The organism is Streptomyces sp. LARHCF249 (genome assembly GCF_052871255.1).
In genome coordinates this window covers 24,434-48,698 of record NZ_JBIXJQ010000006.1, presented here as the reverse complement: position 1 = coordinate 48,698, position 24,265 = coordinate 24,434, and the positions used below count along the sequence as shown (strand labels likewise).

Below are 24,265 nucleotides of genomic sequence, written 5' to 3'. Positions count from 1 at the left end.
ACCAGGACGTAGTCTCCGGGGATGGACACCAGTCGCCTGCTGCGTACCACCGGGACCGTGATCGCAGCCGCCGGGCTGCTGCTCGTCGGATGCACCTCCGGCGGGTCGGCGGGACCCAGGGCGGCCGCGTCCTCCGACGAGAGGTCCGGTCAGCCGCCGGCGCAGCCGTCCCCCGATGCGGCGGCGCTGCGCCCGTACTACGAGCAGAAGCTGAGCTGGCGCGACTGCGGTGTCCCCGGATTCCAGTGCTCCACCATGAAGGCCCCGCTGGACTACGCGAACGCCGGCTCCGGCCAGGACGTCGACATCGCCGTGTCCCGCCGCCAGGCCACCGGCCCGGGCAAGCGGCTCGGCTCCCTGGTGGTCAACCCGGGCGGGCCGGGCGGATCCGGCATCGGGTACCTCCAGGCGTACGCGGGGATCGGCTATCCCGCGCCCGTCCGCGCCCGGTACGACATGGTCTCCTTCGACCCGCGCGGGGTGGACCGCAGCAGCCCGGTCGAGTGCCTGACCGGCCCGGCGATGGACAAGTACACCCAGGTGGACCAGACCCCCGACGACGCCGCCGAGCGGGCGCTGCTGGTGGCGGCCTTCAAGGAGTTCGCCGCCGGCTGCCAGGCGCGCTCGCAGCGGATCCTGCCGCACATGTCCACCGTGGACGCCGCTCGCGACATGGACCTGCTGCGCGCGGCGCTCGGAGACGAGAAGCTCACGTACGTCGGCGCCTCGTACGGCACCTTCCTGGGGGCGACGTACGCGGACCTCTTCCCGGGCCGGGTGGGGCGGCTGGTGCTGGACGGCGCGATGGATCCCGCCCGCCCGGCGGTCGACCTGAACCGGGACCAGACGGCGGGCTTCGAGACGGCCTTCACCGCCTTCGCGAAGGACTGCGCCAAGCAGGCCGACTGCCCGCTCGGCACGGGCGGTCCGGACGCGGTGGCGGCGCGCCTGAAGGAGTTCTTCCGCAAGCTCGACGCCCAGCCCGTGCCCACCGGCGAACCGGCCCGCCCCCTGGGCGAGGCCCTCGCGACGATGGGCGTGATCGAGGCGCTGTACGACGAGGGGGCCTGGCCGCAGCTGCGGGAGGCGCTCGCCACGGCCATGGACGGCGACGGGGCGTCCCTGCTGAGCCTGGCCGACAGCTACTACCAGCGCGAACCGGACGGCGAGTACCCCAACCTGATGTTCGCGAACGCCGCTGTCAACTGCCTCGACCAGGCCCCGGCCTTCGCCGGCCCCGAGGCGGTCGCTTCCGCCGTGCCGTCCTTCGAGAAGGCCTCCCCGGTCTTCGGAGAGGGGTTCGCCTGGGCCTCGCTGAACTGCACGTACTGGCCGGTGAAGGCCACGGGCACCTCGAAGCCGCTGACCGCGAAGGGAGCCGCGCCGATCCTGGTCGTCGGCACCACCCGCGACCCCGCGACCCCGTACAAGTGGGCCCAGGCCCTGGCGGGCCAGCTCGAGTCGGGCACGCTCCTCACGTACGACGGCGACGGCCACACGGCGTACGGCCGCGGCAGCGACTGCATCGACACCTCGATCAACGAGTACCTGCTGGAGGGCAAGGCGCCCGCGACCGGCAAGAAGTGCTGAGCCGCCGCATTCATCCGGGTATGTGACCTCCGTCCCACCCCTGGAGAACGTGGTTCAGGGCACCCGCCGAGAGCCTGTAGACTTGGCGCCGCTGCTGATGAGAGCACCTCTTCGAGGGAATACTTGTCTGACCAGCGGTGCCGCCTTAGCTCAGTTGGCCAGAGCAACGCACTCGTAATGCGTAGGTCTCGGGTTCGAATCCCGAAGGCGGCTCGGATTAGCCCCAGGACTCACTCGCCGTGACCTGGGGCTTTTTCATGCCCGGACCAATCGAGGGCGGAACGCGATGATCTTCGCGCCGTCCTGCGTGCCCATTGCGTGCCCATTCTGCTGAGCGGGTACCGGTGTGACCTCGACCGCATCCTCGACTGGAGCGACGACCTGAACGGGCCGCCGTACGGAACCCCTCGGCACCATGGCGGCCGTTGCCTCGGCGGCATCGCGTGCAGCCTTGGGCATGACCGACTGATAGATGTCCCGCGTGATGCGGCTGTCGCTGTGGCCGAGCGTCTCGGACACGATCTTGACGTCGACGCCGGCGGAGAGCATGAGCGAGGCGGCGACGTGCCGCAGATCGTGAAGCCGGATCGGCGGCAGACCGGACAGTTCGACGAGCCGCTCGAACTGGTCGGTCAACCACCCGGGATGAATCCACTCGCCGTTTTCCTGGGTGAACATCCGGCCCGTGTCCTGCCACGCCTCGCCCCATTCGAGGCGCTCGGCCCCCTGCTTGGCCCGGTGCGCTTCGAGCACCTCGACGGTGTACTCGTCAAGCGAGATGATCCGCTCGCCGCTGTCCGTCTTGGGCGCCGACTCGACGACTTCCCAACCGTCCTGCACGAGCTGTGTCGCGACCGTGAGCTCGCCCGTGCCGGTGTTGTAGTCGGACCACCGGACGCCGCACGCCTCGCCGCGGCGCAGACCCCGGAACGTGATCAGGTGGAACAACGGCAGCAGCCGGTGCCGGAAGTCGGCGAGGAAGTCGAGGAACGCGCCCGCCTGCTCGGGCGTCCACACCATGACAGCGCTCGGCTTCTCGCCGGTCCGCAGCCACTCGGCGATGCGCTCGTCGGTCCACACCATCGCTTTCGGACGCTTGGCCGCGACGAGCTCGACGTGCTGCGCGGCGTTGAACGTGATCGAGCCTCGGGCTATCGCCGTGTTCAGCGCGGCCCGCAGCGTCGCCCTGATGTGCTGCTGCGTCGAGGGCCCGGTGATCCGCCGGAAGGGCGGCATGGCGTCGATAGCTTCACGCATGGCCTTACGCCGTGCGCGGTTCTCTCCCCCCTTCCAAGGAATCGTCTTGAGCTCGGTGATCGCAGCGCGCCGTGTGGTGTTCGCCTCGGTGATCTCGATGTTCGTCTCCGCGATGCCCTCGAACATGGCGTCGAGGTGCGGCACAGTGAGGCGGTCGAGACGAATGTGCCCGATTCGGGGGCGCAAGTGGCACCGGATGTCGAGCTCGTACCGGTCGTGTCCGCTCTTACGCAGTGCCTTTTTGCCGGCGAGCCACAGGTCGAGCCACTCGGCAACGGTCATGTGCTGCGTGAGCGACTGGCCGGTGCCGAACTTGCGCTTGGTCTCGTCGTAGTCGGGGATCGCTTCCTTGGTTGAGCCGACGGACTCGAGCAGGTTGCCGAGGCGGGTGCGACCGTCCTTGTCATCTTTGTCGGCGATGTTCAGCAGGGCGCGAACCTTGTCGAGGTCTGCCTGCGCCTCGGTCTGCGTGTCGTATCCGGCGCGGCGGAAGAGTCGACGGTCGCCGTCCTTGGTCGGCGGCAGTTCCTGCCGGATCGACCACACGCCGTGCGCGCGCTGCTTGAGCTTGGGGCAGGAACTGCCCAGCGGCTTGCCGGCCTTGTCGCGGCAGTAGCAGCGTTTCGTTGTTGTGCCTTTCGCGGTCACTCAGTACCTCTCGGGTTGATCTGGTCGGGATGGTCGAGCAGGCCGAGCCGACTCAAGTCCTTGCCCAACTCGGTTGGCAGGGCGGGGACGGTGAGGCTCGCGCGGTGCATGTCGTTGACGATCTGCGCGAGCTCGTCGAGGCGGTCGACGTACTCGGTCTGTGCGGATGGATCGAGCGCGGCGCGTAGCCGGGCCTTGTGGGCCGTTTCGCGACGCCGCGCGAGTTCGGGGTACAGCGAGACCGGATAGGCCGCTGTCGCCCATGCGGCGGCCCACGTCTGCCCTGTCCCGGCGATCTGTCGGGAGTCGGGGACGTACCGCCCGTCGAGGGGGCCCTCGAGCGTTGGCGTCGCCTCGCCGGTCATCCACTGCCACACCGTGTAGGGGTCGCGCGGGTCGGCGGCCGGAACGGTCGGCACCGTGTCCTCGCTCCCGAGCGGGAGCATCAGGAGCAATGGCGGAGTGGCGAGAGCGAGGCCGAGCACGAACAAGTCGTCGACGTCCACCGGACGGCGTTTCTTGCCCTCGCCGCTGGCTCGGCCGATCTCGATGCTGACGAGTACGGCGTACGTGATGTCGGGACGCCCGAGGCGGGCGCACTCGGCGGCGAGCTCGTGCCGGTTCATGCCGAGGCGCTCGCGGTGCCGGCGGATCTGTGCGGCGACGACATCGCCCGCTGTCTGGTGTGTGTGCATATTGCAAAGCTAGCTTTGTCAGTTGCAAAGCGCCAGTCTGGATCGTACGTTGCTGATCTAGCACTACTCGGCACCATCGGGCCGACGTGCACACCAATGTCACAGGGGGCAGATGATGAGCAGCGCAGAGCAGGGGATGACACACGACGAGCTGATGACCCTTCCCGTCGCGGTCCCGCTGGAGACCGCTAATCGGGCGCTGCACCTCGGCCGAACGACCGGGTATCACCTCGCGCGGACCAACCGGTATCCGGTGCGGGTCCTGCGCCATGGGCGGGCGTACAAGGTGTCGCGGTACGACCTGCACCGGCACCTCGGGGTCGCTGCGTCTCCCGAGTCGCCGTCCGACGCTGAGGGATAAAGGCGTAGCAAGCGCGAGGCCCCGCCCGGAGCGATCCGGGCGGGGCTGCTCGCGTGTGTCAGAGTCCTTGGCGCCTGATGTGCTCGCCCGCAGTGGGAGCGGGCGAGTATCGAGGGGCGCAGTCGGGGCACGCCGAGACCGTCACGGGGGCGCCGCTCTGGCGCTCGATCCGCCTCACCGGGATCGGGGCGTCGGTGTCGCGGTGGCAATGACAGCAGACGGCGGCGGTCACAGGGCGGCACCCGCGGGGATCGGCGCTCCGGGGTAGCTGTACGGGTATTCCTTGCCCGCCGCCGCAAACGCTGCTGCTCGGCACCGCTCGCGTTGCCATTCCTGCTCCGTTCGAGGCGGGGGGAATCCCGCGACGTAGGGGCGAACAACGTCGGGTAGCTCGTCCTCGAACGGTGCGTTTCGCTCGGCGATGTGGGGCGAGGGTGGTGTCGTCCACTGCTTGAGCCAGATCGAGGGGGAGAGCTCGACGGGGGTGGGCTGCGCCGTGAAGTGGGCGGCGGAGTGCCGGCCCGGCTGCCTGGTGCGGAAGACCAGCAGGAGTAAGGGGGCGGCCCACAGCAGCCATAGCAGCGGGTGCAGGGGGGCGATAAGGTCGCGCATGTCGTCAGCTCCTCGAAAGCTGGTGATGTTCGGCCCCCGGCGGGCCGGGCCTAATCGGCCTGCCGGGGTTCTTCGTTGGCGACGGTAGCCAACTTGTCTACCTACGTCTACCGACGTATGGGGACGATCGGCGACGCTCGGCGATGTGGCCAGTTGTCTACCCTCTTGGCATGGCAGTGAGTGAAGGACCCGCGCGAGAGGTCGACCATGGGTCGGCGACCCCGGTTTACGTGCAGATCGCGCGATTCGTGATCGAGGACATCGAGAGCGGGAAACTGCCCGTCGGGCGGCGAATCCCGTCCGAGTCGGCGATGAAGGGCGAGTTTGGGGTCGCGCGAGATACCGCTCGCCACGCCGTCGACTACCTGCGCACCGAGGGGTATGTGCACACCGTGCCGCAGCGCGGAACGTTCGTCCTCGACCGGAGCGCAGCACCCAAGGCCGAGTAGCCGTCCGCTCGCCGCCCTCGGGGGGTGGGGCGACGAGCGGACGGGCACGGCGGGACGCTGCGGCCCCGTGGGGGAGCACGAGTACGGCCGCAGCGAGCCCAGTCGGGGGCGCTGCTCGGTCAGCCGCGCGCGGCAGCGAGGACGCGACTGCGCAGGGGCTCTGCGGTGAGCGTGTCCGCGAACTGCCACGAGAAGTTGGTGACTTCCTCCTCCTGGAGCTCGACCGCTTCCACCGTGGTGCGGAACAGGAACCGGAAGTCGAAGTGCATGTGCTCGGGTTCACCCTTGGCGTCGTTCGCCGGGATGACGTGAGCGTCGATGTGCAGCGGACCGTCGCCGACGACCTCGACCTGCTCGGCCCGGATGCCCGTCTCCTCGGTCAGCTCTCGCAGCGCGGCGTCGAGCAGCGTGTCGTCGTCCGTCTCGATGTGGCCACCCGGCAAAAGCCACTTCTGTAGGGCACGGTGCTCGATGGTGAGCACGCGACCGTCGGCGCGGAGCAGGATGGCGCCGGCCGTGGCGTGGCCTCGAAACTCCTTCCGCGACCCGATGGTGTTGCCCGCGACGTCGAGCGTCTCGGAGAGAGGCGCAAGCGGGTCCTTGTCCGCCGGGTGCTGGTCGAGATAGGCGTCGAGGGTCTCGCGTACGTGCTGTGCCGTGATCGGCATGGTGCGGTGTCTCCCTACTGATTGCGGTTGAAGAAGTCGAGCCACGTAGCGGCGATGGTGGCCCTGTCGGCGGCGCCGACCTCGTGCATACCGTGGCCTAGCTCCCCGTGCGTGAGCTTCTTGATTCCGGCGAGTATTTCGGCCTGAACCAAGAAGATGAACGGGCCTACGCTCGCGCCGTGCAGGAAGTTGACGGCGTTCCCTCCGTTGAGGAGATAGAAGAAGTGCCCGGTGGTCTGGTACTTCGTGACGTGATCTGCGCTCGGGGTCTGCTGGTAGACATCGGGGAGCGCAGCGAGGTCGAGCTCGTCCTCGCTTGAGGTCACCGTTGCGACGTAGGCGCCGTTTCTGAGCGTCGCGAAGTCCTCCCCGCGTAAGGAGACGCTGCCCGTCGCGCACAGCACGAGTCCGGCGCCGTGCAGGGCTGTGTCGCGGTCCCGGGCGACACCGAACCCCTGCGAGAGCGCCTGTGTGGTCCGAACGGGGTCGATGTCGTACACCGTGACCCTGATGCCCTTGGCGTGCAGCAGGCGAGCGATGCTCGAACCCAGCTTGCCGAACCCCAGGACCAGCGCGTTCCTGCCATGCAGGATGTCGCCGCGGCTGCGCATGAGCGCCTCGGTAGAGAACACCACGCTCTGACCAACGAGGTAGTCCTCGGGGTCCTTGAGCGGTGAGCGGGCCACGGACACGACCGGGCACGGCAGCTTGTCCCGCTCGGCGTAGCGACGGTGCCCGTTTTCGGTGTCCTCGACGACGCCGAGGATTCGACCGGAGAAGCGATCACACAGGGCGTCGAGGGCGGGCGCGAAGTACCCGCCCACGTCGCACAAGACGACGTCCTCGCCGGCGGCTCGGGACTCCAAGTAGTCAACCGCAGTGTCGGGGTCCTCGAACATCTCCCGCGTCAGGGTGTCGCACTGCGTCATCTTCTCGACCGTGCGGCGGGCGGCCGGGTCGATGCTCTTGGGCTTCGGCAGTACAACGCGCAGGTCGGTTGACGTGCCGATGCCCCGGACGAATGAGGGGCGCTCGGGGAGCAGGTGGGTGATCAGGAACGACGCGGGGCGCTCCCGAGGTGCGAAGGTGCGCGAGATGCGCGCGAAATACGAGTCGAGGCGGGCACGCTCGAACTGTTCCATGGACTCACTTCCCTTGGGGGACGGTAAGGATCAGGACAGGTGCGGTGGGGGTGGGGAGCGTGGCGGTGGTTAGGCGCGAACCGGCGTTCGGCGATGGCGGCCCGCGCCCCCGAGGGTGAAGCGGGAACGCGCTGCGGGCGCCGGTGGGGCGGACGGCCAGCGAGCCCGAACGGGGTAGACGTTCAGGCAGTACCGGGCGTCGTAGTCTCTGACGCTGATCAGATAGGCGTCGCCGGAGCCGAGCACGCGTATCGCCCGCTCGTACTCGCTTTCGCTGTGGCGCCAAGCGCGTAGGGCGTCGTCGGGCCGTGGATAGGCCGGATCGACAATCGAGAGCGGGGCGTCCCGCAGAGCCGGTGACTCAGGATCGAGAGAGAATCGGCGCGCGAGCCGTTCAGCCTCGACTCGCAGCCATCGGGCGGCGAGGCGCGGTGTACTAGCGCGATAGACCGCGAGCAGTACCTCGCGGGAGCCAGTGAGGTCAGTTGCCGTTGTCTCGCACCGGTAGGCGAGGACGGTCTGCGCAAGTGGTCGTGCTGACGCCGGCGGGGCGAGCGTCAGCACGCGCGCGCTCACCGCGCGCCCCTCGCCTCTTCGCGGCGGTCGATGAGCTGCCCGAGCTGGATGTGGAACAGCTCGACCTCACTCGGGGTGAGGATGAGGACGGACTGAGTAGAACCGCCATCCTCGTTGTGGATCACAACCGGTAGGGCGGCCTGCTCGGCCCTGTGGTCGTAGATCACATCACCCTGCATGGGCGTGATGTGGGTGGGCTTCGCCGGAACGGGGCGCAGCGTCGTACCGTCTGCGCGGGCGGACCATTCCGGGCCACCGCCCGGGGGGCGCAGGTGGTACGACGCTGAGGTGTTGCTCGGCAGAGTGACCACGACACCGATGTTCCCGCCCTTGGCGAGGTCGGCGGCGAGGTCACCCAAGCGGGGATGGAACGGGTCGCCTGCGCGTAACTGGGCGTCCCGCGCAGGGCGTTGCGCTGCGGTCTGTTCGGCCATGCCCCGAAGTTAGGACGCGGGTAGCAGCCCAATATGAACCGGAGGAATACCGCACTCAGCCATCGAGGTGGAAGCGGTCCGACATGCGGCGCAGCTTCTCGCGAGTGACTGCCCGTTCGGCGTACACGATGCCACGCAGGGTTGACCGCGCAATCGGATGGTTGCGGATGAGCTGCGGCGCGATCCGCTCGGCCGTCTCCAGCTCGGACAGCGCCTTTTCGCGGTTGCCGTCCCACAGCCATGCGCGGGCGAGATCCATGTGATGGTGGCCCTGTCGCGAGTTGGGCAGCGCCTCAATCAGCGCCGGATCGGTGCGCCGGCTTATGGCCAAGGCATCCCGCTGCTCGCGCATCTCCAGGGCAACACTGATCGCATGAATCTGCACGTTCCCCGGAGAGAAGGTCAGAGAGTGACGGTCGTACACCGGCGGGCCGGCGTACTGCCCCAATCGCTTTGCAGCGGTCTTGGCGTGCTTGATTCGGTCCTTCGCCTCAGACTTCCGTCCGCCCCGCGCTGCGGAGACAGCAGCGCGCAGTTGCAGCGATCCCCATGCGCGCAAGGCGAGCGGTTCGCCCTGGTCAAAGCCATGCTGCACGCTCTTGATCGCCTTGTCCGAGAGGGCAATCGCGTCCTCCCAATCGGCAGTTGCCCACATGTCCCAGACCCGCATCCAGTCGGCCACGGCGGGCATGACCGAATCTCCGGACAGCCGAGCCGACCACGCGGCGCGCTCGCACGACATGGCGACGAGCTCGGGGTGCCCAAGGGCGTGAGCGGCTGTGTGCGCGAACTTGCAGCACACGGCGTAGATGGCGTACGCCTCTTCACGCTCGTGGCCGGTGGTCACCTCGGCCAGGGCGCGCGATTCGCGAAAGAGGTCGGGGAGAACCTGCATGATCGCAGTGTTGGCTGCCGCGTCCCGCAGACGGTGCAAGCGGGTCGCTTCCTGCCACAACTCCCGCGCAGGGCGGGGCGTTCCTTCGAACACCGGTGCAAGGTCGTAGCGGCGCAGCTCGCGCAGAATGGACGACGCCGCGACCTGCCACTGATTTTCGGTCGGTGAACTGCTGTACGGACGCCCGATGAGGTCGTTGGGGTGCACGTGAAGCTCTGCGGCAACCAGATTCAGCAGACCGACGCGGTCGAGCTCGATTTGACCCCGCTCGACCTTGGAAACCCAACCCTGCGACTTGCCCACGGCGGTAGCGAGGTCAGCCTGCGGCATCCCCAGTCGGAGGCGAGCGCGTCGTACACGGCGGCCGATCTCTTCGGCTTCTTCCAACATCAGCGCGCCCCCCTCTCGGGGGCGGGGCGGTGGCGCTCAAGCGATCGGCTACGCATCGGGGCTCCATCCGTTCAGGCTCATACTCCAGACGGTACCCACGGGGTGGGGGGCGTGTGGAGCGCTACCGGCAAGGAATGAGCGGCAGAACGACAAAACCGCCCCCTGCCCGCCGGATGGCAAGGCAGGGGGCGGGGGCGAGTTGCGTTCAACGGTTGGCGAGCTGCCAGAGCGTGAGAGCGAGGCCGAACACGGCGACCAGAGCGACGACACTCGGGAGCGGCCACCGGTTCTTTTCTAGAGCGTCGAGCCTGCTCTCGTGATCGGCGAGGCGGGCGTCGGTCTGGTCGGACCGCTGCACGAGCAGGGCGAGCGAGCCGTCGAGGCGAGCGAACCCTGCCTCGACGACGCCGCGCAGTCTTTCAAGTTCGAGGGCGACGTCGCCCGGGGTCGGATCGGTCACCGGCGCCCGTCCCGGTCCCGGTCGATGGCGAGCAGCTCGTCGTCGAGGGTCGGTGCGGTGCGCAGCCACGAGGGCAGCAGGACCTGCACACCGGGCAGCGCCATGACCCGCGCGGTACCGCCGGCGACGGCGAGCGCCGCGGCGACCCACGGCAGGGTGGCGGGGATGCCGGACGCGTCGACGATGGCGGGCAGCAGGACGGCGAGCGCGAGCGTGGTCTGCACGAGCGTGCGGAGGGTACGGCGGGATGCGTCGGTCATACGGGGTTCCTCTTTCGAAAAGGGGGGCGCCGCGCCCGCGGTCGGTGCGGGCGCGGCGAGGGTGGGCTGATCAGACGTTGGGGACCTTGAGCGCGTCCCAGCTCGTGCGGCCGGGCCACCCGTCGGCGTCGTCGCCGCGGTAGCCGAGGCGCCGCTGCCACCGGGCGTAGCTCTGCCGGTCGGACTCGGTCCACTGCGGGCCGGGACCCTCGCGGTAGGCCGAGCAGCCCTCGGCGACGAGCCGACGACCCATGGCGGTCACGATCGGCGACCGCGGGTTGCGCTTGAACCAGTCGGCGCCCGGGAACGGCTCGTACTTCTGCGCCGGCGTGCCGGTTCCGCCCCCGCCACCGGGGCGCGGGGCGCCGCGCTGCACCCATGCGTACAGCGGGCCGCCGGGGCACGCGGTCGGGTGTCCGTCGCGGTGCCCCTTGATCTCGTCGCCGGCGTCGCCGTCGCGGCGCAGCCACTCGACCGCGTCGCGGAGGCCGGCGAGCTGCGCGTCGGTCGGCTCGGTTAGTCCCGAGCTGCCGAGCAGCGCACACACCGCGTAGTGCCCGACGTTCAGCGCCGCCGTGCCGTTCGCACCGGTCTTGCGGTGCGCGCCGCGGCCCTCGAACACGTAGCCGTGCGGGCAGACGAGCGCGTTGTACGCGACATCGGAATAGTCCTCTTCCCGGTTGGCGAGGTGGCTCGCCTGAATCGAGCGGACGCGGGCGGCGCACTGCCCGTGCGCGTCCGCGCGGCCGAGGGACTCGGGCACGTACGTGCCCTCATAGTGGATCTTCACGCCCCGGGTGCTGCCTATGTAGGTGAGCGCGTATCGGGACGGGCGGGCGCCCCACTGGGCGCGGGTGATGAACTGCAAAAGGGGCCTCCGGGCATAGAAAAAGCCCCGGGCCACATGGGCGCGGGGCGTCGGTGTAGCAGGGCGGCGATCTACGCGAGCCCCGTCCAGAAACGGTTACTGCCGTTCTCCATCGAGCCGAGGGTGATCGAGGCCGGCGCGGTCGCGGCGCCGGTCGGGTAGGACCCGAAGCGGCGGACGTTGTTCAGCCCGAACACGTTGGGCGGCGCGCTGAACGAACTCTCGGCGACGAGCATCATCGGGCCGTCGCCGGTGGTGGTGTTGTACTGGAATCGCCATGCGACGTAGTACAGGCCGGCCGCGGCGGAGTAGGCGGCGGTCAGTGGGCTTGAGACTGTCGCCCCGCCGGCGTTGTGGACCTCGGCGGGCTCGGCGCCCGCGGTCGACAGGTCCGCGGTCTGCGCGACGCGGGTTCCGGCCGAGTTGTAGAGCGCCGCCCACGATCCCGTGGTGAGACCGCCGGCGTACCCGCCGAAGTGCCACACGATCCGCGTCACGGACGCCGCCACGCGCAGATATACCGCGGTGACTCGGATCGGGCCCGATCCCGGGTAGAGCGGGGCGGAGTGCCCGAGGGCAGGGTCGAACGCCCACGTCAGCAGACCGAGGTCGGACGCGCGCCATTCGCCCCCGCCGAGGGCGTCAACGTAGGACTTTCGTGCGAGGTGGTTGTCGGTGGTCGGCGCGGCCGAGCTCGACGGCACGCTGCTGAACGTCTTGGCGCCGGCGACAGTCTGCGCGCCAGTGAGCAGGACGGCGGTACCGGCCGCTTCGGCGCCGACGTCTGCGGCGACGAGCGCGACCGCGCCGGTCTTGCCGGCGACCGAGGTCACGGGGATGCCGGCCGGCTGCACGTACCGAGCGTCGCCCGCGGTCTGATCGAGCGCGCCGACGTCGGCCGCGGTAAGGACAACCGTGCCGGTCTTTCCATTTACCGAGGCGACCGCGCCGCCCGAGCTCGTCGGGAGCTGCGCGGCGGGTACCTTTCCGTCGGCGCCGAGGGTGGCGACGCCGTTCGCGGCGCCGGCCGCGGCGGTGGCGAGGGCGCCGACGTCGCCGGCGGTGAGGGTGATCGAGGCGGCGCTCTTGCCGTTGACGGACTGGACCACGCCGCCCGGGCCGGTCAGTCCGACGTCGCCTCGGTCGCCCTTCGGGCCTTTCAGGTTGCCGAGGGCCGTTCCCCAGCCGCTAGCGGTCCGCTGCCAGACGTCGCCGGTATCGGTGCGCAGCAGCAGGTCGCCCGGGCGCGTCGAGGTGCTCGGCGTGGTCGTGTTGTTCAGGTACCACGCTGCGCCGCGGACGTCGCCGCCGAACTGCGTCCACGTGCCGGCGGTCCGCTGCCACGTCGAAACGGTCGTCGAGGTGACGCCGAGGAACGTCGTCGTCTCGTATCGCACGTAGAGGTCGCCGTCGACGCCGAGGGCGGCGCCCGGGGCGGTGGTGCCGCTGTAGATCCGCGATCCCGGGGGACCGGTCTCGCCCTGCTCGCCTTGGGGGCCCGGTACGCCGACATAGTTCGGCTTGCTCGGGTCAGTGGGGGCGATGTCGGCGAGGTCGACCTCGGGCTGCGCCCGGGGCAAAAGGATGTTGTACGAGCGGCCCACAGGGATTCCCGAGAGCTGCTCGGTCACGATGTACGCCCACCCGCTCGGTTCCATGTCGGGTGCGTCGGTGGCGGGCAGAGTGACCTCGACGCCGCCCTGTGCGTCGAGCTGAACGGTTACCGGGCCGCCGAGGATGACGTCGGCCGCGGGAAATGTGAGCGTCGCCGGCGCGCGGAAGACGAGCGAGCCCGACAACGGGGTGCCGTTGGGAGCGAGGAACCTCGCCCGGATGGTCACGGTGGGGATGGATGCGGGCAGCAGGGGGCGCCCTCCTTAGTCCTCGAGGGTGCGCAGCCCGGACGGAGCGCGCGCGGGTGTGGGCTTCTGGCGTTCGGTCGGCGTCTCGCTTGCCGCGGGGCCCGTTCCCCGCTGCGCGGTGGCTGCGGCCGTCGGGGTTCGGGTCGGCACGCGGGGGGCCTCTTCGGGGTTGTAGGTGTGGCGGTAAAGCGCCGAGTAGAGGCGCGTCTCGACGTCGCGGCCGGCTTCCTTGTTGCGGTGCTCGACCATCCACTCGACCCACTGCATGAACTCGATGTCGTGCATGGGCTGCTGGATGAACTTGTTGGTCCACTGACCGGCCGGACAGTCGTACTCGGCGACCGTGATCGCGGTTCCACCCTCGGGCCGCATGGTGACCTTGACCTGCCCGCCGCCAGTGTTGGCGTAGGTGAACAGTTCGATCTCGGCGACCGCGTGCGTTGCCGGGCCTGAACCCCACCACGCCGGCTGATAGGTGGTGTGCGCTGTGTTCTGCCGCTCGGTGGGGTGGAGTTGAAGGGGCAGCATGGGCCGACCGAGGAAGCGGTCGGAGAACGCGTCATCCATGAGGATTGGAGTCGGGCGCTCCTTGTCGCGGCTCCATATGCGGATCATCTGATCCTCTTCGAGGATGTCGTCGCCGACCGTGAGGGCACGCGTTCCGGAGGCCCGACGGATGAACACGCCCCAGTCGCCTTGCGGGGTCTGGCCGACCTTGAAAGTGTCGACGCCCTCGGGCGTCTGGGCGATGAGCTGTCCGCCCTCGCCGATGGTGATGTCGCCGTGCAGGATCTGGTCAAGAGCCGGGCGGATGTTCGCGCGGCCGGAGAGTTCGCGTACGCGCCGTTCGAGTTCGCGGATTCGGTCGAGCAGGTCGAGGGGGATTGCTGCCACTAGGCGGCCTCCAGGAACAGGCGGGCGGTTTCGGGCCGGCCGCGGAGGGGCGGGGAGATCGCGAGACCGACGACGCGGTATCGCTGGTCGAGTCCCTCGGCCCACCACAGGTCACGGATGCGGACACGCACCGTGGCGCCGAGCAGGGCGGGCGACAGTGGGGTGCGGCCGAGGGCGACGGTTACCTCGGGGATCGTCTGCGGGCGCAGCGCGGCGGAGTGGTCAGCTCGAGCGTGCGCGTCGAGGGTGGTCTGCTCGGTGACGGTGGAGTAATCCGAGGTTCCGTCCAGCCGGGGCCACCCGCCGGTGAGCTGCTCGTCGTCGACGAGCAGCTCGGACATGATCGGCAGACTCTCTTTGGTCTGGTTCTTGTTGTCGGACGCGCCGCGGGACTGCCAGACGTTCGCCCGCACCGTGGCATCAACGGGCCACCCGTAGGACATGATCGGGCCCGGGTGATCGAGGACGACCTCGCTTGCGCCGGTGCGGATCACGGGGGAGCCGAGTTGCAGTTTCTTGATCCGCCGTCCGCTCCCGGGGTCGCGGTAGCTAGCGATCCGCCACTCGAATCCGCTCTCGACCGCGCCGAGTTGGTCGATCAACTCGCGGATGCGGGGGACGTCGTAGCGCCGGTATGTGCGGTCGCGACGGGTGCCTGAGAGCTGCTCGGCGTCGTACTCGATACCGATGTCGCCGCCGGTGAGACTTGCCGAGTAGTCGATCAGTCCGCGAACGATGTCGAACTGATCGACGTCGGTTGCCTGCTGCGTGTGAAATACGGCCCGGTGGTCGAGGTAGCTTGCCCACCCGCCGGCCTGTACCTGTAGCCCGAGAAACCCTCGGTCGTTGCTGGTGAGGTTGGCAGTCCAGAGGACGCCGCCCCACCAAATTTCGGGGCCGCGCTCGATCCACAGGGCCGTGCGCCCGGGCTCGACGGCAGCACGAGCTCGGGCGGCGATCCCGCGGTTCGGAAGCGGGATCGTCGCCGAGGCGGTGCCGATCTTGCCTATGTAGTCGTCGATTGAGACGTCGGTGATCGGCAGGACGTCGAGCAGTTGATCGCTACGCAGGTCACAGAGCAGCACACGATAACCGGGGGTGGCCAAGGTCCACCCCCTTACGCGTCGAGCGGGTAGATCAACCCGGACAGGGCCGCCCACGTGGTGAGGCTTGGGTTACCGATGAACTTGAGATGTCCGTTTGTCTGGCAGTCCACCTTGATCGGGACGCCGCCGGCCGCGATCGAGGCCGAGGTGTGTAGCGCCGGCCGAGCGGCGGCGGGAAGCGGCGCGGCGAGCGGCTGGCCGCTCGCCGGTGGGGCCGCGTTGGTCGTCCACGAGACGCCACCCCGCCATTGCAGGTGAGGGACGCCGCCGAGCATGATCCGGCGGTACCGCAGCGTTCCTTGCGAGTTACCCCCGTTGGTGTATCCGGCGGCGAGGGCCGGTGCGGTCCAGCCGATCACGGGGTCGAGGGTCTGCCATGCCGCGCCGTCCCAGCGATCGAGGCCGGTCCCGTTGTCACGGTACTGACCCGCGTACGCCCCGGGGAAGCTGAGTCCCCACCCGCGGGGGATGATCCCGCCGTACGCCGCGGTGTAGCGGCGGCGGTCGGCGAGCGCCGAGCCCCACGTGATCCCGCCCGTTCCCGCCGACGTGCCGGCTGGAACGGTGATCTCCCACAACCGCAGTGCGGCCGGCGGAAGCGTGGGCGGGGTCGGCGTCGCGGTCTCCGCGCCCCGGACGATCTCGACGCGGGCGAGGGTCTGTGTGCCGGTGTCGTACAGCTCGTCGTACACCCGCAGCACTACGGCATCGATGCGCCCGTACTGCGCGTGTCCGTCGCCGATCGTGAGCGTCTCGGGGGCAGTCACGGCGACCGGGTAGGCGCCCTGTGCGTCGGTGCCTTGCACCAGGGCGCGACCGACGCCGATCTGTACCTGCATGGCGCCGGCCCCGGTCGCGTTCAGCGCGGTTCCGCCGGCGATCACGCCGTCGCGGGATGTCATCGCGGACTCGGGCGCCATGGTGCCCAGCGGTGCTAGGCGGGTGTCCTCGCGGGTCTGCCCGGCAGGGAGCAGCCATCCGGCACGCACGGTCAAGTCGGGGTCCTCCTTACCAGTAGGCGGAGCGCCATCGGAGAGAGACCGAGGCGCGGGGGTCGGTCGAGCCGGGGGCCGCGCGGAAGACGAGCGAGGTCGCACCCGGGGCGAGGGCGAAAGCCTGCTCGGGGGCGCTGCGGGCCGTCGCGGTGTAGAGGCGCGAGGCGGTGCGGTTGAGCGTCACCGTGCCGTCGCGGGTGTCGACGAGCAGCTCGTCGTCGGCGGCGAGGTCGATGTCGTATTCGATCACCTCGCCCGTGCCCAAGTTGGTTACGGACGGAAGGGCGACGGGGCCGCGGATCGTGATGGTGGGGTGCGCGGGCGCGTCCCCTTCGTTGACGGCGCGCAGTGATCCCGTACTGCCCGGGGTGCCGAAGTTCATGGGGTAGGTGAGCCGTTCCGGGCCCGGGGTCACCTGCCAGTCGAGGCCCATCTCGGGGGCGGGCAGTGCAGTCTCGACCTGCTGCTCGATCACGCTGTACCGGCGCGGGTCGCTCGCCTCGAATTGGAGAGCGGCCCCGGTGACGACGCCGATCGCATACCCGCCCGTGCCCACGGGAACGGCACGGCGGATGCACCTCGCCCACGACAGCAGGGGCGGCGAGTCGTCGAGCTGAATCACGAGCGCCTGCTCGTCCTCGCGGAGTGCGGTCGCCACGGACAGAGCTCGCACCGCGGCGCCCATCCGTCCGGGGTCGGTACGGATCACGACGCCGTCGAGCGTGATCGTCCGGGCCTCGGCGAGCAGCCGGCCCGGGTAGGCGCCGTGCGCGTCGGCACGGGCGACCGTTCCCGAGTCGTAGCCGGGGGAGTCTTCCCAACCGGTGAGGGACTGCCAGCCGTAGGCGGTGCGGGGGCCGAGCAGCAGCTCGTCGCCGAACTGGACGTGTCCGGGAAGGGCGACCAGATCACCCGGGGCCACTGGTCACCCCCTCCCCTTGGCGTGCCAAGCAAGCGCGACCGCGGTCTCGTCCGCGGATGCCGAGCCGGCGTGCCAGTTCTCAATGTGGACAGCCGGCCCCCAACCCCCGCCCGAGCCGGCCCCGTTACCTGGGGCCGCGCCGGCGGTGGCGAACTGCGGGGCGGCGGGAACGGTGACGAGCCGGCGCATGGTGCGGTCGACCGCGGGCGCTCCGGCCTTGATGCCCTCGACGATGCCGGCCGGAATGAACTTACCGATCTTGTCGCGCATAAGACGCGACGGAGAATGAATCCCGAGCGCCTTTGCAATCGGGCCCGGAATCAAATTCTTGGCCCAAGACATAAGCGTTGACTTGAGCCAACCACCCATGCCCTTGATGCCGTTCCATAGGCCCATGATCAGATCGCGGCCCTTGTCGTACAGCATCGAGCCGAAGTTGCCGAAGTAGCCGGCGATCATTCCCGGCAGCCCGCGGACCCACGAAAGCATTTCGCCGGCCTTCTGCACCGTTCCGGACTTGATCGAATCCCAATGCTTGATAATCAGACCGACCAAAGTCCAGTTCAGGAAGAAATCGACGATGCGGCCCGGGATACCTCGCACCCACTCGACGGTGGCGTTCCAAATGCGGAGCGTGCCAGCCTTAATCGAGTCCCAGTGCTTAATTATCAGACCGACCAAAGTCCAATTCAGGAAGAATTGGAGGATCGTTTCTCCGATCCACTTGAGCTTGCCCCACACCCAATCCCACGCCGCGCGCGTGGCGTTGACGATCGTGTCCCAGTTGGCAACGACCAACGCGACGATGCCAACCACGGCGGCGATCACGAGCGCGATCGGGCCCATGGCGAGCAGCCACGCCGCAGCCATCCGGGCCCCCTGAATCAGGGACTGCGTACCCATGAGCACCCATGCCCCGACCACCCGCAGAGCAGCAGCCGCAGCACCCGCACCCTGCGCAACCCAACCCGCCAACATAGTGGCGTTGAGCAGCACAAACCGGGCTGCAGCGGTTACGCCGGCGGCGGTCTGAGTGGCCCATCCGGTGACGACCGCGGTCGTCGTCGTCCACGCCGTGATGCCGAGCGCGACGAGCGTCGGCAGCATCAGGACAGTGATCACGCCGGCCGCGATCGAGAGCGCCGTCGAGTGCTCGGAGATCCACCCGACGGACGCCTGAAACGCACCGCCCAACCCGCCCGCGCCGAGCCAGTCAGCCGCGGTCGACAGCGCCGGAACCAAGTAGGTTCCGAGGACGTTCACGACTTTCTGCTCTATGCCTCGCTTGAACGCTTCGAGCTTGGTCGCCGCATTGTCATGCAATGCATTACCTGCGGCATCGGTCGCGCCCTTGACATCGCCAAGGGCCTTAACTGCATTGGAAGGGTCGAGCGAGTAGATCGCTTTCTGCATGTCCTCGGCCTTAGTTCCGAAAAGGCCGAGGGCGATCTCACTCTGCTTGGCAGGGTCCTTAACGCCCCGCAGCTTGTCGAGAACTTGATCGAGCGCCTTTGCTGCTTCCGGTCCGCCCTTCTGGAAAACCTTCTGCATTTGCTCGGCAGAAAAACCGAGATCCTGATAGGCGGTCGCCGTCGCCTCGCCCATTCCCTGAGCCATCAGGGTGAACTCTTTCAGGCTGTCCGCGACGGTATCGGCGTCACGCGCGCCGCCCTTAAGCCCCTGCTGCAAAAGGCCCATGGACGTCTGAGCGTCGAGGCCAAGCTGCCGGAACTCAGTCGGATATTCGCTGAACGTGTCGAGCAGGTCCTCGGCGACGTCGACACCGTTCTGCGAGCCGCGCACGAGCACGTCGAGGGCCTGCTGCGCAGAGTCGGCGAGCCCGGTTTTCATCATCGTGCCGACGGCACGAGAGACCTTGCCGACGTCCTCGCCCATGACCGAGGCGGCCGAAGCGACTTGCGTCGCTAGCTGCTTGACCTGCCCCTGCGTCGCCTCGGGGGGCAGCAGCCCGTTACGAGCGATGCCCTTGACGATCTCGGCGCCGTCGGCGACCGAGTCGACGATCGCGCCCGCGTACAGGTCGCCGGCCACCTTGCCGTACTGCGCGGCGACCGGCCCGGTTGCGCCGAGCTGTGCCTGCAACTGGCCGGGAATCTTGGACTGTTCGAGGGCTTGCCCGATCCCGGACATGAGAGCGCCGCCGATCGCGGCACCGATCGCCGCGGCGGCGAACCCCTTGAGCGCGGTCCCCATGCCCGAGCTCGCCTTGTCGGCGCCGTCGGCCGCGCCCTCGGCGAGACCGTCGCCGAGGGCGTCGCCGGCCTGATCGCCGGCGCGCTCGGCGTCGGCGGCGATCCGGTCGCCGCCCGACTGCACCGCGGCGCGGGCGCGGTCCATGCCGGCGGCGGCGCCCGAGTCGTCGATCGAGACAGTGGCGGCGAGCTCTCCCACCATCAGCGCCAAGGGGCCTCACCTCCGGGGGGTCGCACCTCCCGTCGGGGAGGAATCAGGCGGAGGTGTGAGGACCCGCGCGAGGCGGGACTCAGCAGAGAGCAGGGCGAGGATGCGCACGCGCAGCCAGCGCCACGAACGGGCCCGCAGCAGGCCCGGGGTGCCTAGGTCGATGCCGTAGACCTCGTGCAGATCGGCCTCGACGAGCGGCCACTCGGCGAGGATCTGCGCCCACGTCAGTGAGGCTTGCGGCCCTTCTTGCCCTTTCCTCGGGCGGGTGCCGGGCGGGTACTCGTACCACTCGTAGAGCCCCGAGACCTCGTCGAACTCGCCACATCCGATCGGTTCCGGCGAGCTGCTCGGTTCGGGGCCAACCTGTTTGGGTCGCCGACCGCGTTCCAATACCGCTCGGCCGCGGCCTTGTCCTGCGCGATCCACACCATGGCGGTGATCGCGCAGTGCTTGAGCGCGGGCCACTTCACGCCGTCGGCGATCATCTGATCGTGGGCGGTGCCGAGTACCTCGCGGTAGAGGTCGCGCTCGGCGGCGTCGCCGAGCACCTGCTCGTCGGCCTTTCCTCCGTCCGCAGCCACCGCGGCGGCGTTGATCAGTGCCTGCGTGCGCAGACCGATCTCGGCCGAGGGCGCGGGCACGGTGTAGAGGCGGCCGGCGACGGGCAGCTCGAGCGACTCGTCGAGCAGCTCGTCGAGTGCCTCGAACGCCACTACGCATCACCTGCCTTGAGCGTCTTAGCTTCGGCGGCGGCGAACGTGCCCCCGCCGGCGACAGGGTTCGTGATCTCGACGAGCGGGCCGGAACCGGTCAAGGTGACCTTGATCGTGTCGACCTCATCCGGGCCGCCCCCGTCGGGCTCCCACGTCACCAGGGCCGTGCCTTCCTGCGCGTCCGGGGCTCCGTTGCGGTCGTAGTAGCGAACCCGTACGTACGACGCGGCGCCGAACGACCTGCTCGCCTTCCTGAGCGCTTCCTGCGCGGCGTTGAAAACCCCGGTCGTCGGGTGCGCACGGTGCGCGAGGGTGGTCTCGATCGACCACGCGAGCATGGTCACGGCCTGCTCGCTCCACCCCTCGGCGTCGTAGGTGGTCACCTCCTGCTGAGTCGGTTCGATCTTCGGTGTGAACTCGGTGACCCCGGGGACCAATGCCCACGCCGGGGTACCGGGCGTCGTGCTCATATCCAGTTCGAGGCGGTACCGGCGGGCGAGCGCGGTTACGGTCTCGGCCGGGGGCGTCGGGGTGCTCAATGGCGCCTCCTATTCGAGGTTGGGGTGCGCGCGGTGCGCGCGGGCGTAGTAGTTGGCGGACCGCTCCCAGCGGCCGGCAGAGTCGGCACCGATCGGGGCGGCCGAGACGCGAAAGACGAGCTGCACGGGCACGGCGCCGAACCGGTGCGGTCCGGACGCGTGCAGCAGCTCGTGCACCTGGTCGTCGAGCGCGTCGACCTCGCGCGGGTCGGCGCCGGCGCGCGTGCGCACCTGAATCCCGGTGGTGGTGTCGGTGAGCACCGACGAGTCGGTGACCGGGTAGGCAGACAGACAGATGACGCGGTCGGGCGCGGGAGGAAGGGCGGCGACGGTGATCGCGGTCTCGCCGGCGGCGTACGGGCCGTCGGTGCGGTAGATGCCGACACCCTGCTCGTGCAGCAGGCGGGCGAGACCGTCGAGCAGGTCGACGGTGTAGGTCATCGCAGCGCGCGCCGGATCTGCGCGGCGATCAGCGCCTGTACCTCGCCCGCGGTCTCGGGCAGCACGCTTTCGAGGTACTTCGCGCTGCGCCCGGGAGAGTGCCGGGCGGTCATGTCCTCATGGACGCGGGCCGCATACGGGGTGTCGTAGGACACCGCGGCGACGAGCTGCTGCTCGTCGACCGAGGTTGCCCCGGAGCGTTCGAGGGTGCCCTCGGCGATCGGCACCCGCTGCCTGCTCGCGCCGAGGACGTGCTCGGCGCCGAGCAGCACACCGCGGGCCGCGGCGTCGCGGATCGCGTCGGTAACGGCGTCGCCATTCCAACGGAGTCGGGCGCGCTGCGGGCTCATTCGCACACCACCTCCGTGGACGCGGGGACCGGCAGGCCCGGGGCGGTGTGCGAGGCGGTCGTGATCGCCGTGGTGATCCGGCCGCCGGGCAGCGTGACGCGCGATCCGGGCGGGCAGTCGAGGCCCGGGGCGGCGATGATCTGCGCGCTGCTGGTGACCTCGCGACCGTCGGGAGCGCGCACCATGCGCAGTGCCTCGCCGACGAGCGCGGGGTGCTCGACGAGCGGCCCGTACGTCGGTCCGTACGCGCCGTCGCCGACGTACGGCTCGACGCCGATCCGGTGACGGAGCAGGGACGGGGGGACGCGCGTCACCACGGGATCACCCGCCCCGGTTCGAGACCGGCGCGGCGCAGCACACGCGCGGCCCGGGGAGCGAGCTCGACGCCGGACGCGCCCGCGGTCGAGGCGGCGCGGCCGGACAGGGACACGGGTCCGATCGAGACCGAGTCCCACTTGCCTGCGGCCCCGGTGCCGTCGTCGCCGGCGGCGAGCCAGTATTCGACCTGCGCGCACGTCGCCGAGCTGAGCGCGGCGGCGATCGTCGTGTCGAGCGGGTCGCCGTCGTCGTCGACGGGATAGATCGCGGTCAGCAGCGCACTGTCGATGTCCTCGCCGGCCCGCGCGATCAGCCGCTCGGCATCCGGCGGGGCCGGTGTGCCGAGCCATGCGGCGAGTGCCTCGGGGGTGGCGTAGGGCTGTCGCGCCACACGGTCACCCCCTCGGCTTGCCGCGGGCAGCAGAACGGCCCGCCGACTTGTCGTCTGGCGGGCCGTCCGGTGCGGTCGTGGTCTCGTCGTCTGGCGGATCGTGGTCAAGGGGCTCGACCGAGTAACCGGCCCCCTGGCAGTAGCCGATCACGGCCCGGTCGCTGGTGGTCGCGGTGCCGTTTACGAACGGCACGCCGCCGGGCCCCTCGCCGGTGAAGTCGGCGACCGGGGCCGTAATGCGCATGGTGGTCATGTGGCGTTCCCTCACGCGCTCTTGATGTTGCGGAACACGGCGGCGGCGCGGGTGGCCTTGAGCACCGGAGCGACCGGCCCCATCTCGACCTCGCCGACCTTGACGGCGCCGGCGCGGTCGAACTCGGGGAGCCACGTGTTCACGAGCGGCGAGCCGCCCCCGACCGAGGCACCGTGGAAAGCGTCGAGCCCGTATCGGACGGCGTAGAGATCGCCGAGGCCGGTCACGTTCCCGCCGGCGCCGGCGCCGTCCGGATCGCGGGTGACGAGCGAGATCACGTCCGTGTTCGAGCCGGCCTTGCTCTTGAGGTCGACGAGCGGGATTCCGTTGTACGCGGTGACCGGGCGGCCGAACGCGTCGGTCGTCTTGTCGAGCTGGTCGGTCCACGCCGCGATGGTCTTGAACAGAGACAGGGTCTTTCGGTTGCCGTAGATCACATCCGGGGCGTCATCCATGGTGGCGAGCCAGTCGTCGACGTGACGCTGCGCGGCGAGCGCGGCGCCCTTGTCGGTGATCCCGGTCCAGTCGACGAACCCGGTCGCGACGCCGTTGTTCAGCGGCAGGTACTCGGTCGAGCTGCCGGTGAGGATCTTCGACAGACCATCGAAACCCTTCGCGTCGGTGGCCTTGTCGCCGTTGATCACGGCGTCAGCGAACCGCGCCCGCGTTGCCTTGATGAGCTGCTGCATGTTCAGCGTGACGGCGCCCGAGGCGGCCGGCCCGATACGGGCGATCACCCGGTCGATCTGGAAGGACCCGCCGAGCGGTACGAGATCGACGGTGTAGCGCTGCGTCGAGACCTCGGCGGGCGTGTACTCGGTGTTCAGCGCGCGGAAGTCGGCGGCGCGCTGCGTGATCAGCCGGCGGTACCCGTAGGTGAGCGTGTCGCCGCCGGTCGGGGAAACGACGTTGTCGAACGTCATCCGGTCGAGGATGTCCGAGCTCTTACGGAACTCGTCGATCACGTTCACGTCGAGGTCGTCGGCCGCGTTGTTCCGGGCCTCGGCAAGAGAGGTGGGCAAAGGTTTCTCCTAGGGGATTCAGCCGCCGAGGCGGGCGGCGACGGCGTCGTGCAGGGATGTCGCGCGCCGGTCGCCGGCGGGCGGGCCGTTGAACTCGCCGCCCCCGCGCGGCGGCCCGGTCGGGGTGGCGCGGTAGAGGTCGGGGTCGGCGTCGACCGCGGCTTTGATCGCGGTCGTGAGCGCGGCGTCGAAACCGGCGTCGGCGGGATCGAGGCCGGCGACCGAGGTAAGGAAGCTGCGGGAGTTGAGCAGGCGGTCGCCGCGGGCGCCCTGGTCGGCGGCGACGCGGGCGACGGCGAGCTCGACGCGTGCTGACCGGAGCGCGGTCGCGTTCTCGGCGAGCAGCCGGTCGCGCTCGGCGACGGCGGCGGCGAGCGCGGCGGGGTCCTTGTCCGACTCGGGATCGTTGGGGTTGAGCGCGCGGGTCACGGCGTCCAGTGCGGCGCGCAGCTCGTCGCGCTCGGCCGCGGCCTGCTCGGCTCGGGTCGTGGCGTCGGCGAGCTGCTGCTCGGCGGCGGGGTCGCCGGCCGGCGGAGTGCTCGGGGGTGCGGGGTTGGGGTCGCCGGCCGGCGGGGCGGGCGGGGCGGGCGGGGCGGCGGGGTCGCCGCCCTCGCCCGAGCCGCCCTTGATCGGCCAGATAGCGCGGCCGTCGCGGCGGCGGCCGAGGGCGCGCTCGCCGGTGCGCGGGTGGATCGGCAGGGAGTCGTCGAGGATGTGCTCGGGCATGGTG

Annotated in this window: 28 protein-coding genes and 1 tRNA gene; 4 read left to right on the top strand and 25 right to left on the bottom strand. The window is 69.8% G+C overall.

Features of this window, described 5'->3' with window-relative positions; translation table 11 throughout:
• Positions 1-21 precede the first annotated feature (21 nt).
• Entirely contained in the window at positions 22-1,590 is a 1,569-nt protein-coding gene (locus ACIPUC_RS18155) for an alpha/beta hydrolase (protein ID WP_446590527.1), read from the top strand.
• A 139-nt stretch (positions 1,591-1,729) separates the two neighbouring features.
• Positions 1,730-1,803, top strand: a tRNA-Thr gene (locus ACIPUC_RS18150).
• A gap of 42 nt (positions 1,804-1,845) precedes the next feature.
• Here ACIPUC_RS18150 and ACIPUC_RS18145 read toward each other — a convergent pair.
• Positions 1,846-3,495 carry a tyrosine-type recombinase/integrase gene (locus tag ACIPUC_RS18145; protein ID WP_446590526.1) on the bottom strand — a complete coding sequence of 550 codons (1,650 nt, stop codon included), beginning with the start codon at positions 3,493-3,495 and terminating at the stop codon, positions 1,846-1,848.
• The gene (locus ACIPUC_RS18140; protein ID WP_446590525.1) at positions 3,492-4,190 is read right to left on the bottom strand and encodes a hypothetical protein; all 699 of its coding nucleotides are present in this window, start codon (positions 4,188-4,190) and stop codon (positions 3,492-3,494) included. Before ACIPUC_RS18140 ends, ACIPUC_RS18145 begins: the two co-directional genes overlap by 4 nt.
• A gap of 115 nt (positions 4,191-4,305) precedes the next feature.
• On the opposite strand from ACIPUC_RS18140, the gene ACIPUC_RS18135 reads away from it, so the two are divergent.
• On the top strand, positions 4,306-4,551 hold the full coding sequence (locus ACIPUC_RS18135) for an integrase (protein WP_446590523.1): 246 nt from the start codon (positions 4,306-4,308) through the stop codon (positions 4,549-4,551).
• A gap of 228 nt (positions 4,552-4,779) precedes the next feature.
• On the opposite strand, the gene ACIPUC_RS18130 is transcribed toward ACIPUC_RS18135, so the two are convergent.
• A complete protein-coding gene (locus tag ACIPUC_RS18130) occupies positions 4,780-5,163 on the bottom strand; it encodes a hypothetical protein (protein WP_446590522.1) in 384 nt (127 codons plus the stop codon).
• Positions 5,164-5,333: 170 nt separating this feature from the next.
• Here ACIPUC_RS18130 and ACIPUC_RS18125 point away from each other — a divergent pair, with 170 nt between their 5' ends.
• The gene (locus ACIPUC_RS18125; RefSeq protein WP_446590520.1) at positions 5,334-5,612 is read left to right on the top strand and encodes a GntR family transcriptional regulator; all 279 of its coding nucleotides are present in this window, start codon (positions 5,334-5,336) and stop codon (positions 5,610-5,612) included.
• Positions 5,613-5,731: 119 nt separating this feature from the next.
• On the opposite strand, the gene ACIPUC_RS18120 is transcribed toward ACIPUC_RS18125, so the two are convergent.
• From ACIPUC_RS18120 to ACIPUC_RS18015, 22 genes are all read right to left on the bottom strand, one after another.
• Entirely contained in the window at positions 5,732-6,280 is a 549-nt protein-coding gene (locus tag ACIPUC_RS18120) for an NUDIX hydrolase (RefSeq protein WP_446590518.1), read from the bottom strand.
• A 14-nt stretch (positions 6,281-6,294) separates the two neighbouring features.
• On the bottom strand, positions 6,295-7,422 hold the full coding sequence (locus tag ACIPUC_RS18115; protein WP_328969264.1) for an adenosylhomocysteinase: 1,128 nt from the start codon (positions 7,420-7,422) through the stop codon (positions 6,295-6,297).
• A 572-nt stretch (positions 7,423-7,994) separates the two neighbouring features.
• Complete coding sequence (locus ACIPUC_RS18110; RefSeq protein WP_446590516.1) at positions 7,995-8,432, bottom strand: hypothetical protein; 438 nt, start codon at positions 8,430-8,432, stop codon at positions 7,995-7,997.
• Between the two features lie 55 nt (positions 8,433-8,487).
• Complete coding sequence (locus ACIPUC_RS18105) at positions 8,488-9,717, bottom strand: helix-turn-helix domain-containing protein (RefSeq protein WP_446590513.1); 1,230 nt, start codon at positions 9,715-9,717, stop codon at positions 8,488-8,490.
• A gap of 205 nt (positions 9,718-9,922) precedes the next feature.
• Positions 9,923-10,177, bottom strand: coding sequence for a hypothetical protein (locus ACIPUC_RS18100; protein WP_446590512.1), 255 nt, complete (start codon positions 10,175-10,177; stop codon positions 9,923-9,925).
• Entirely contained in the window at positions 10,174-10,437 is a 264-nt protein-coding gene (locus ACIPUC_RS18095; protein ID WP_446590511.1) for a hypothetical protein, read from the bottom strand. The genes ACIPUC_RS18100 and ACIPUC_RS18095 overlap by 4 nt, the downstream gene beginning before the upstream one ends.
• Positions 10,438-10,507: 70 nt before the next feature.
• Positions 10,508-11,305, bottom strand: coding sequence for a peptidoglycan-binding protein (locus tag ACIPUC_RS18090; protein ID WP_446590510.1), 798 nt, complete (start codon positions 11,303-11,305; stop codon positions 10,508-10,510).
• A gap of 71 nt (positions 11,306-11,376) precedes the next feature.
• Positions 11,377-13,146, bottom strand: coding sequence for a hypothetical protein (locus tag ACIPUC_RS18085; protein ID WP_446590509.1), 1,770 nt, complete (start codon positions 13,144-13,146; stop codon positions 11,377-11,379).
• Between the two features lie 36 nt (positions 13,147-13,182).
• Complete coding sequence (locus tag ACIPUC_RS18080) at positions 13,183-14,061, bottom strand: hypothetical protein (RefSeq protein WP_446590507.1); 879 nt, start codon at positions 14,059-14,061, stop codon at positions 13,183-13,185.
• A complete protein-coding gene (locus tag ACIPUC_RS18075) occupies positions 14,061-15,167 on the bottom strand; it encodes a hypothetical protein (RefSeq protein WP_446590505.1) in 1,107 nt (368 codons plus the stop codon). Before ACIPUC_RS18075 ends, ACIPUC_RS18080 begins: the two co-directional genes overlap by 1 nt.
• Positions 15,168-15,178: 11 nt before the next feature.
• Positions 15,179-16,162, bottom strand: a complete 984-nt coding sequence (locus tag ACIPUC_RS18070; RefSeq protein ID WP_446590504.1) for a hypothetical protein — start codon at positions 16,160-16,162, stop codon at positions 15,179-15,181.
• A gap of 13 nt (positions 16,163-16,175) precedes the next feature.
• Positions 16,176-17,084: a phage distal tail protein gene (locus ACIPUC_RS18065; RefSeq protein ID WP_446590502.1), complete on the bottom strand. Its 909-nt coding sequence runs from the start codon at positions 17,082-17,084 to the stop codon at positions 16,176-16,178.
• 3 nt (positions 17,085-17,087) lie between these two features.
• Positions 17,088-19,499, bottom strand: a complete 2,412-nt coding sequence (locus ACIPUC_RS18060) for a phage tail tape measure protein (protein WP_446591149.1) — start codon at positions 19,497-19,499, stop codon at positions 17,088-17,090.
• Between the two features lie 233 nt (positions 19,500-19,732).
• Entirely contained in the window at positions 19,733-20,221 is a 489-nt protein-coding gene (locus ACIPUC_RS18055; RefSeq protein ID WP_446590501.1) for a DUF7426 family protein, read from the bottom strand.
• Positions 20,221-20,760, bottom strand: a complete 540-nt coding sequence (locus ACIPUC_RS18050) for a phage tail tube protein (protein WP_446590499.1) — start codon at positions 20,758-20,760, stop codon at positions 20,221-20,223. The genes ACIPUC_RS18055 and ACIPUC_RS18050 overlap by 1 nt, the downstream gene beginning before the upstream one ends.
• Before the next feature lie 9 nt (positions 20,761-20,769).
• Positions 20,770-21,201 (bottom strand): minor capsid protein, encoded by a 432-nt coding sequence (locus tag ACIPUC_RS18045; RefSeq protein ID WP_446590498.1) that lies wholly within the window; start codon positions 21,199-21,201, stop codon positions 20,770-20,772.
• A complete protein-coding gene (locus ACIPUC_RS18040) occupies positions 21,198-21,551 on the bottom strand; it encodes a hypothetical protein (protein WP_446590496.1) in 354 nt (117 codons plus the stop codon). Before ACIPUC_RS18040 ends, ACIPUC_RS18045 begins: the two co-directional genes overlap by 4 nt.
• Positions 21,548-21,865: a hypothetical protein gene (locus ACIPUC_RS18035; protein WP_446590494.1), complete on the bottom strand. Its 318-nt coding sequence runs from the start codon at positions 21,863-21,865 to the stop codon at positions 21,548-21,550. Before ACIPUC_RS18035 ends, ACIPUC_RS18040 begins: the two co-directional genes overlap by 4 nt.
• On the bottom strand, positions 21,862-22,260 hold the full coding sequence (locus ACIPUC_RS18030; protein ID WP_446590493.1) for a hypothetical protein: 399 nt from the start codon (positions 22,258-22,260) through the stop codon (positions 21,862-21,864). Before ACIPUC_RS18030 ends, ACIPUC_RS18035 begins: the two co-directional genes overlap by 4 nt.
• A 4-nt stretch (positions 22,261-22,264) precedes the next feature.
• Positions 22,265-22,513: a hypothetical protein gene (locus tag ACIPUC_RS18025; RefSeq protein ID WP_446590492.1), complete on the bottom strand. Its 249-nt coding sequence runs from the start codon at positions 22,511-22,513 to the stop codon at positions 22,265-22,267.
• Positions 22,514-22,524: 11 nt separating this feature from the next.
• On the bottom strand, positions 22,525-23,535 hold the full coding sequence (locus ACIPUC_RS18020) for a major capsid protein (RefSeq protein WP_446590491.1): 1,011 nt from the start codon (positions 23,533-23,535) through the stop codon (positions 22,525-22,527).
• 18 nt (positions 23,536-23,553) lie between these two features.
• On the bottom strand, positions 23,554-24,261 hold the full coding sequence (locus ACIPUC_RS18015) for a hypothetical protein (protein ID WP_446590490.1): 708 nt from the start codon (positions 24,259-24,261) through the stop codon (positions 23,554-23,556).
• Between the last annotated feature and the right edge of the window lie 4 nt (positions 24,262-24,265).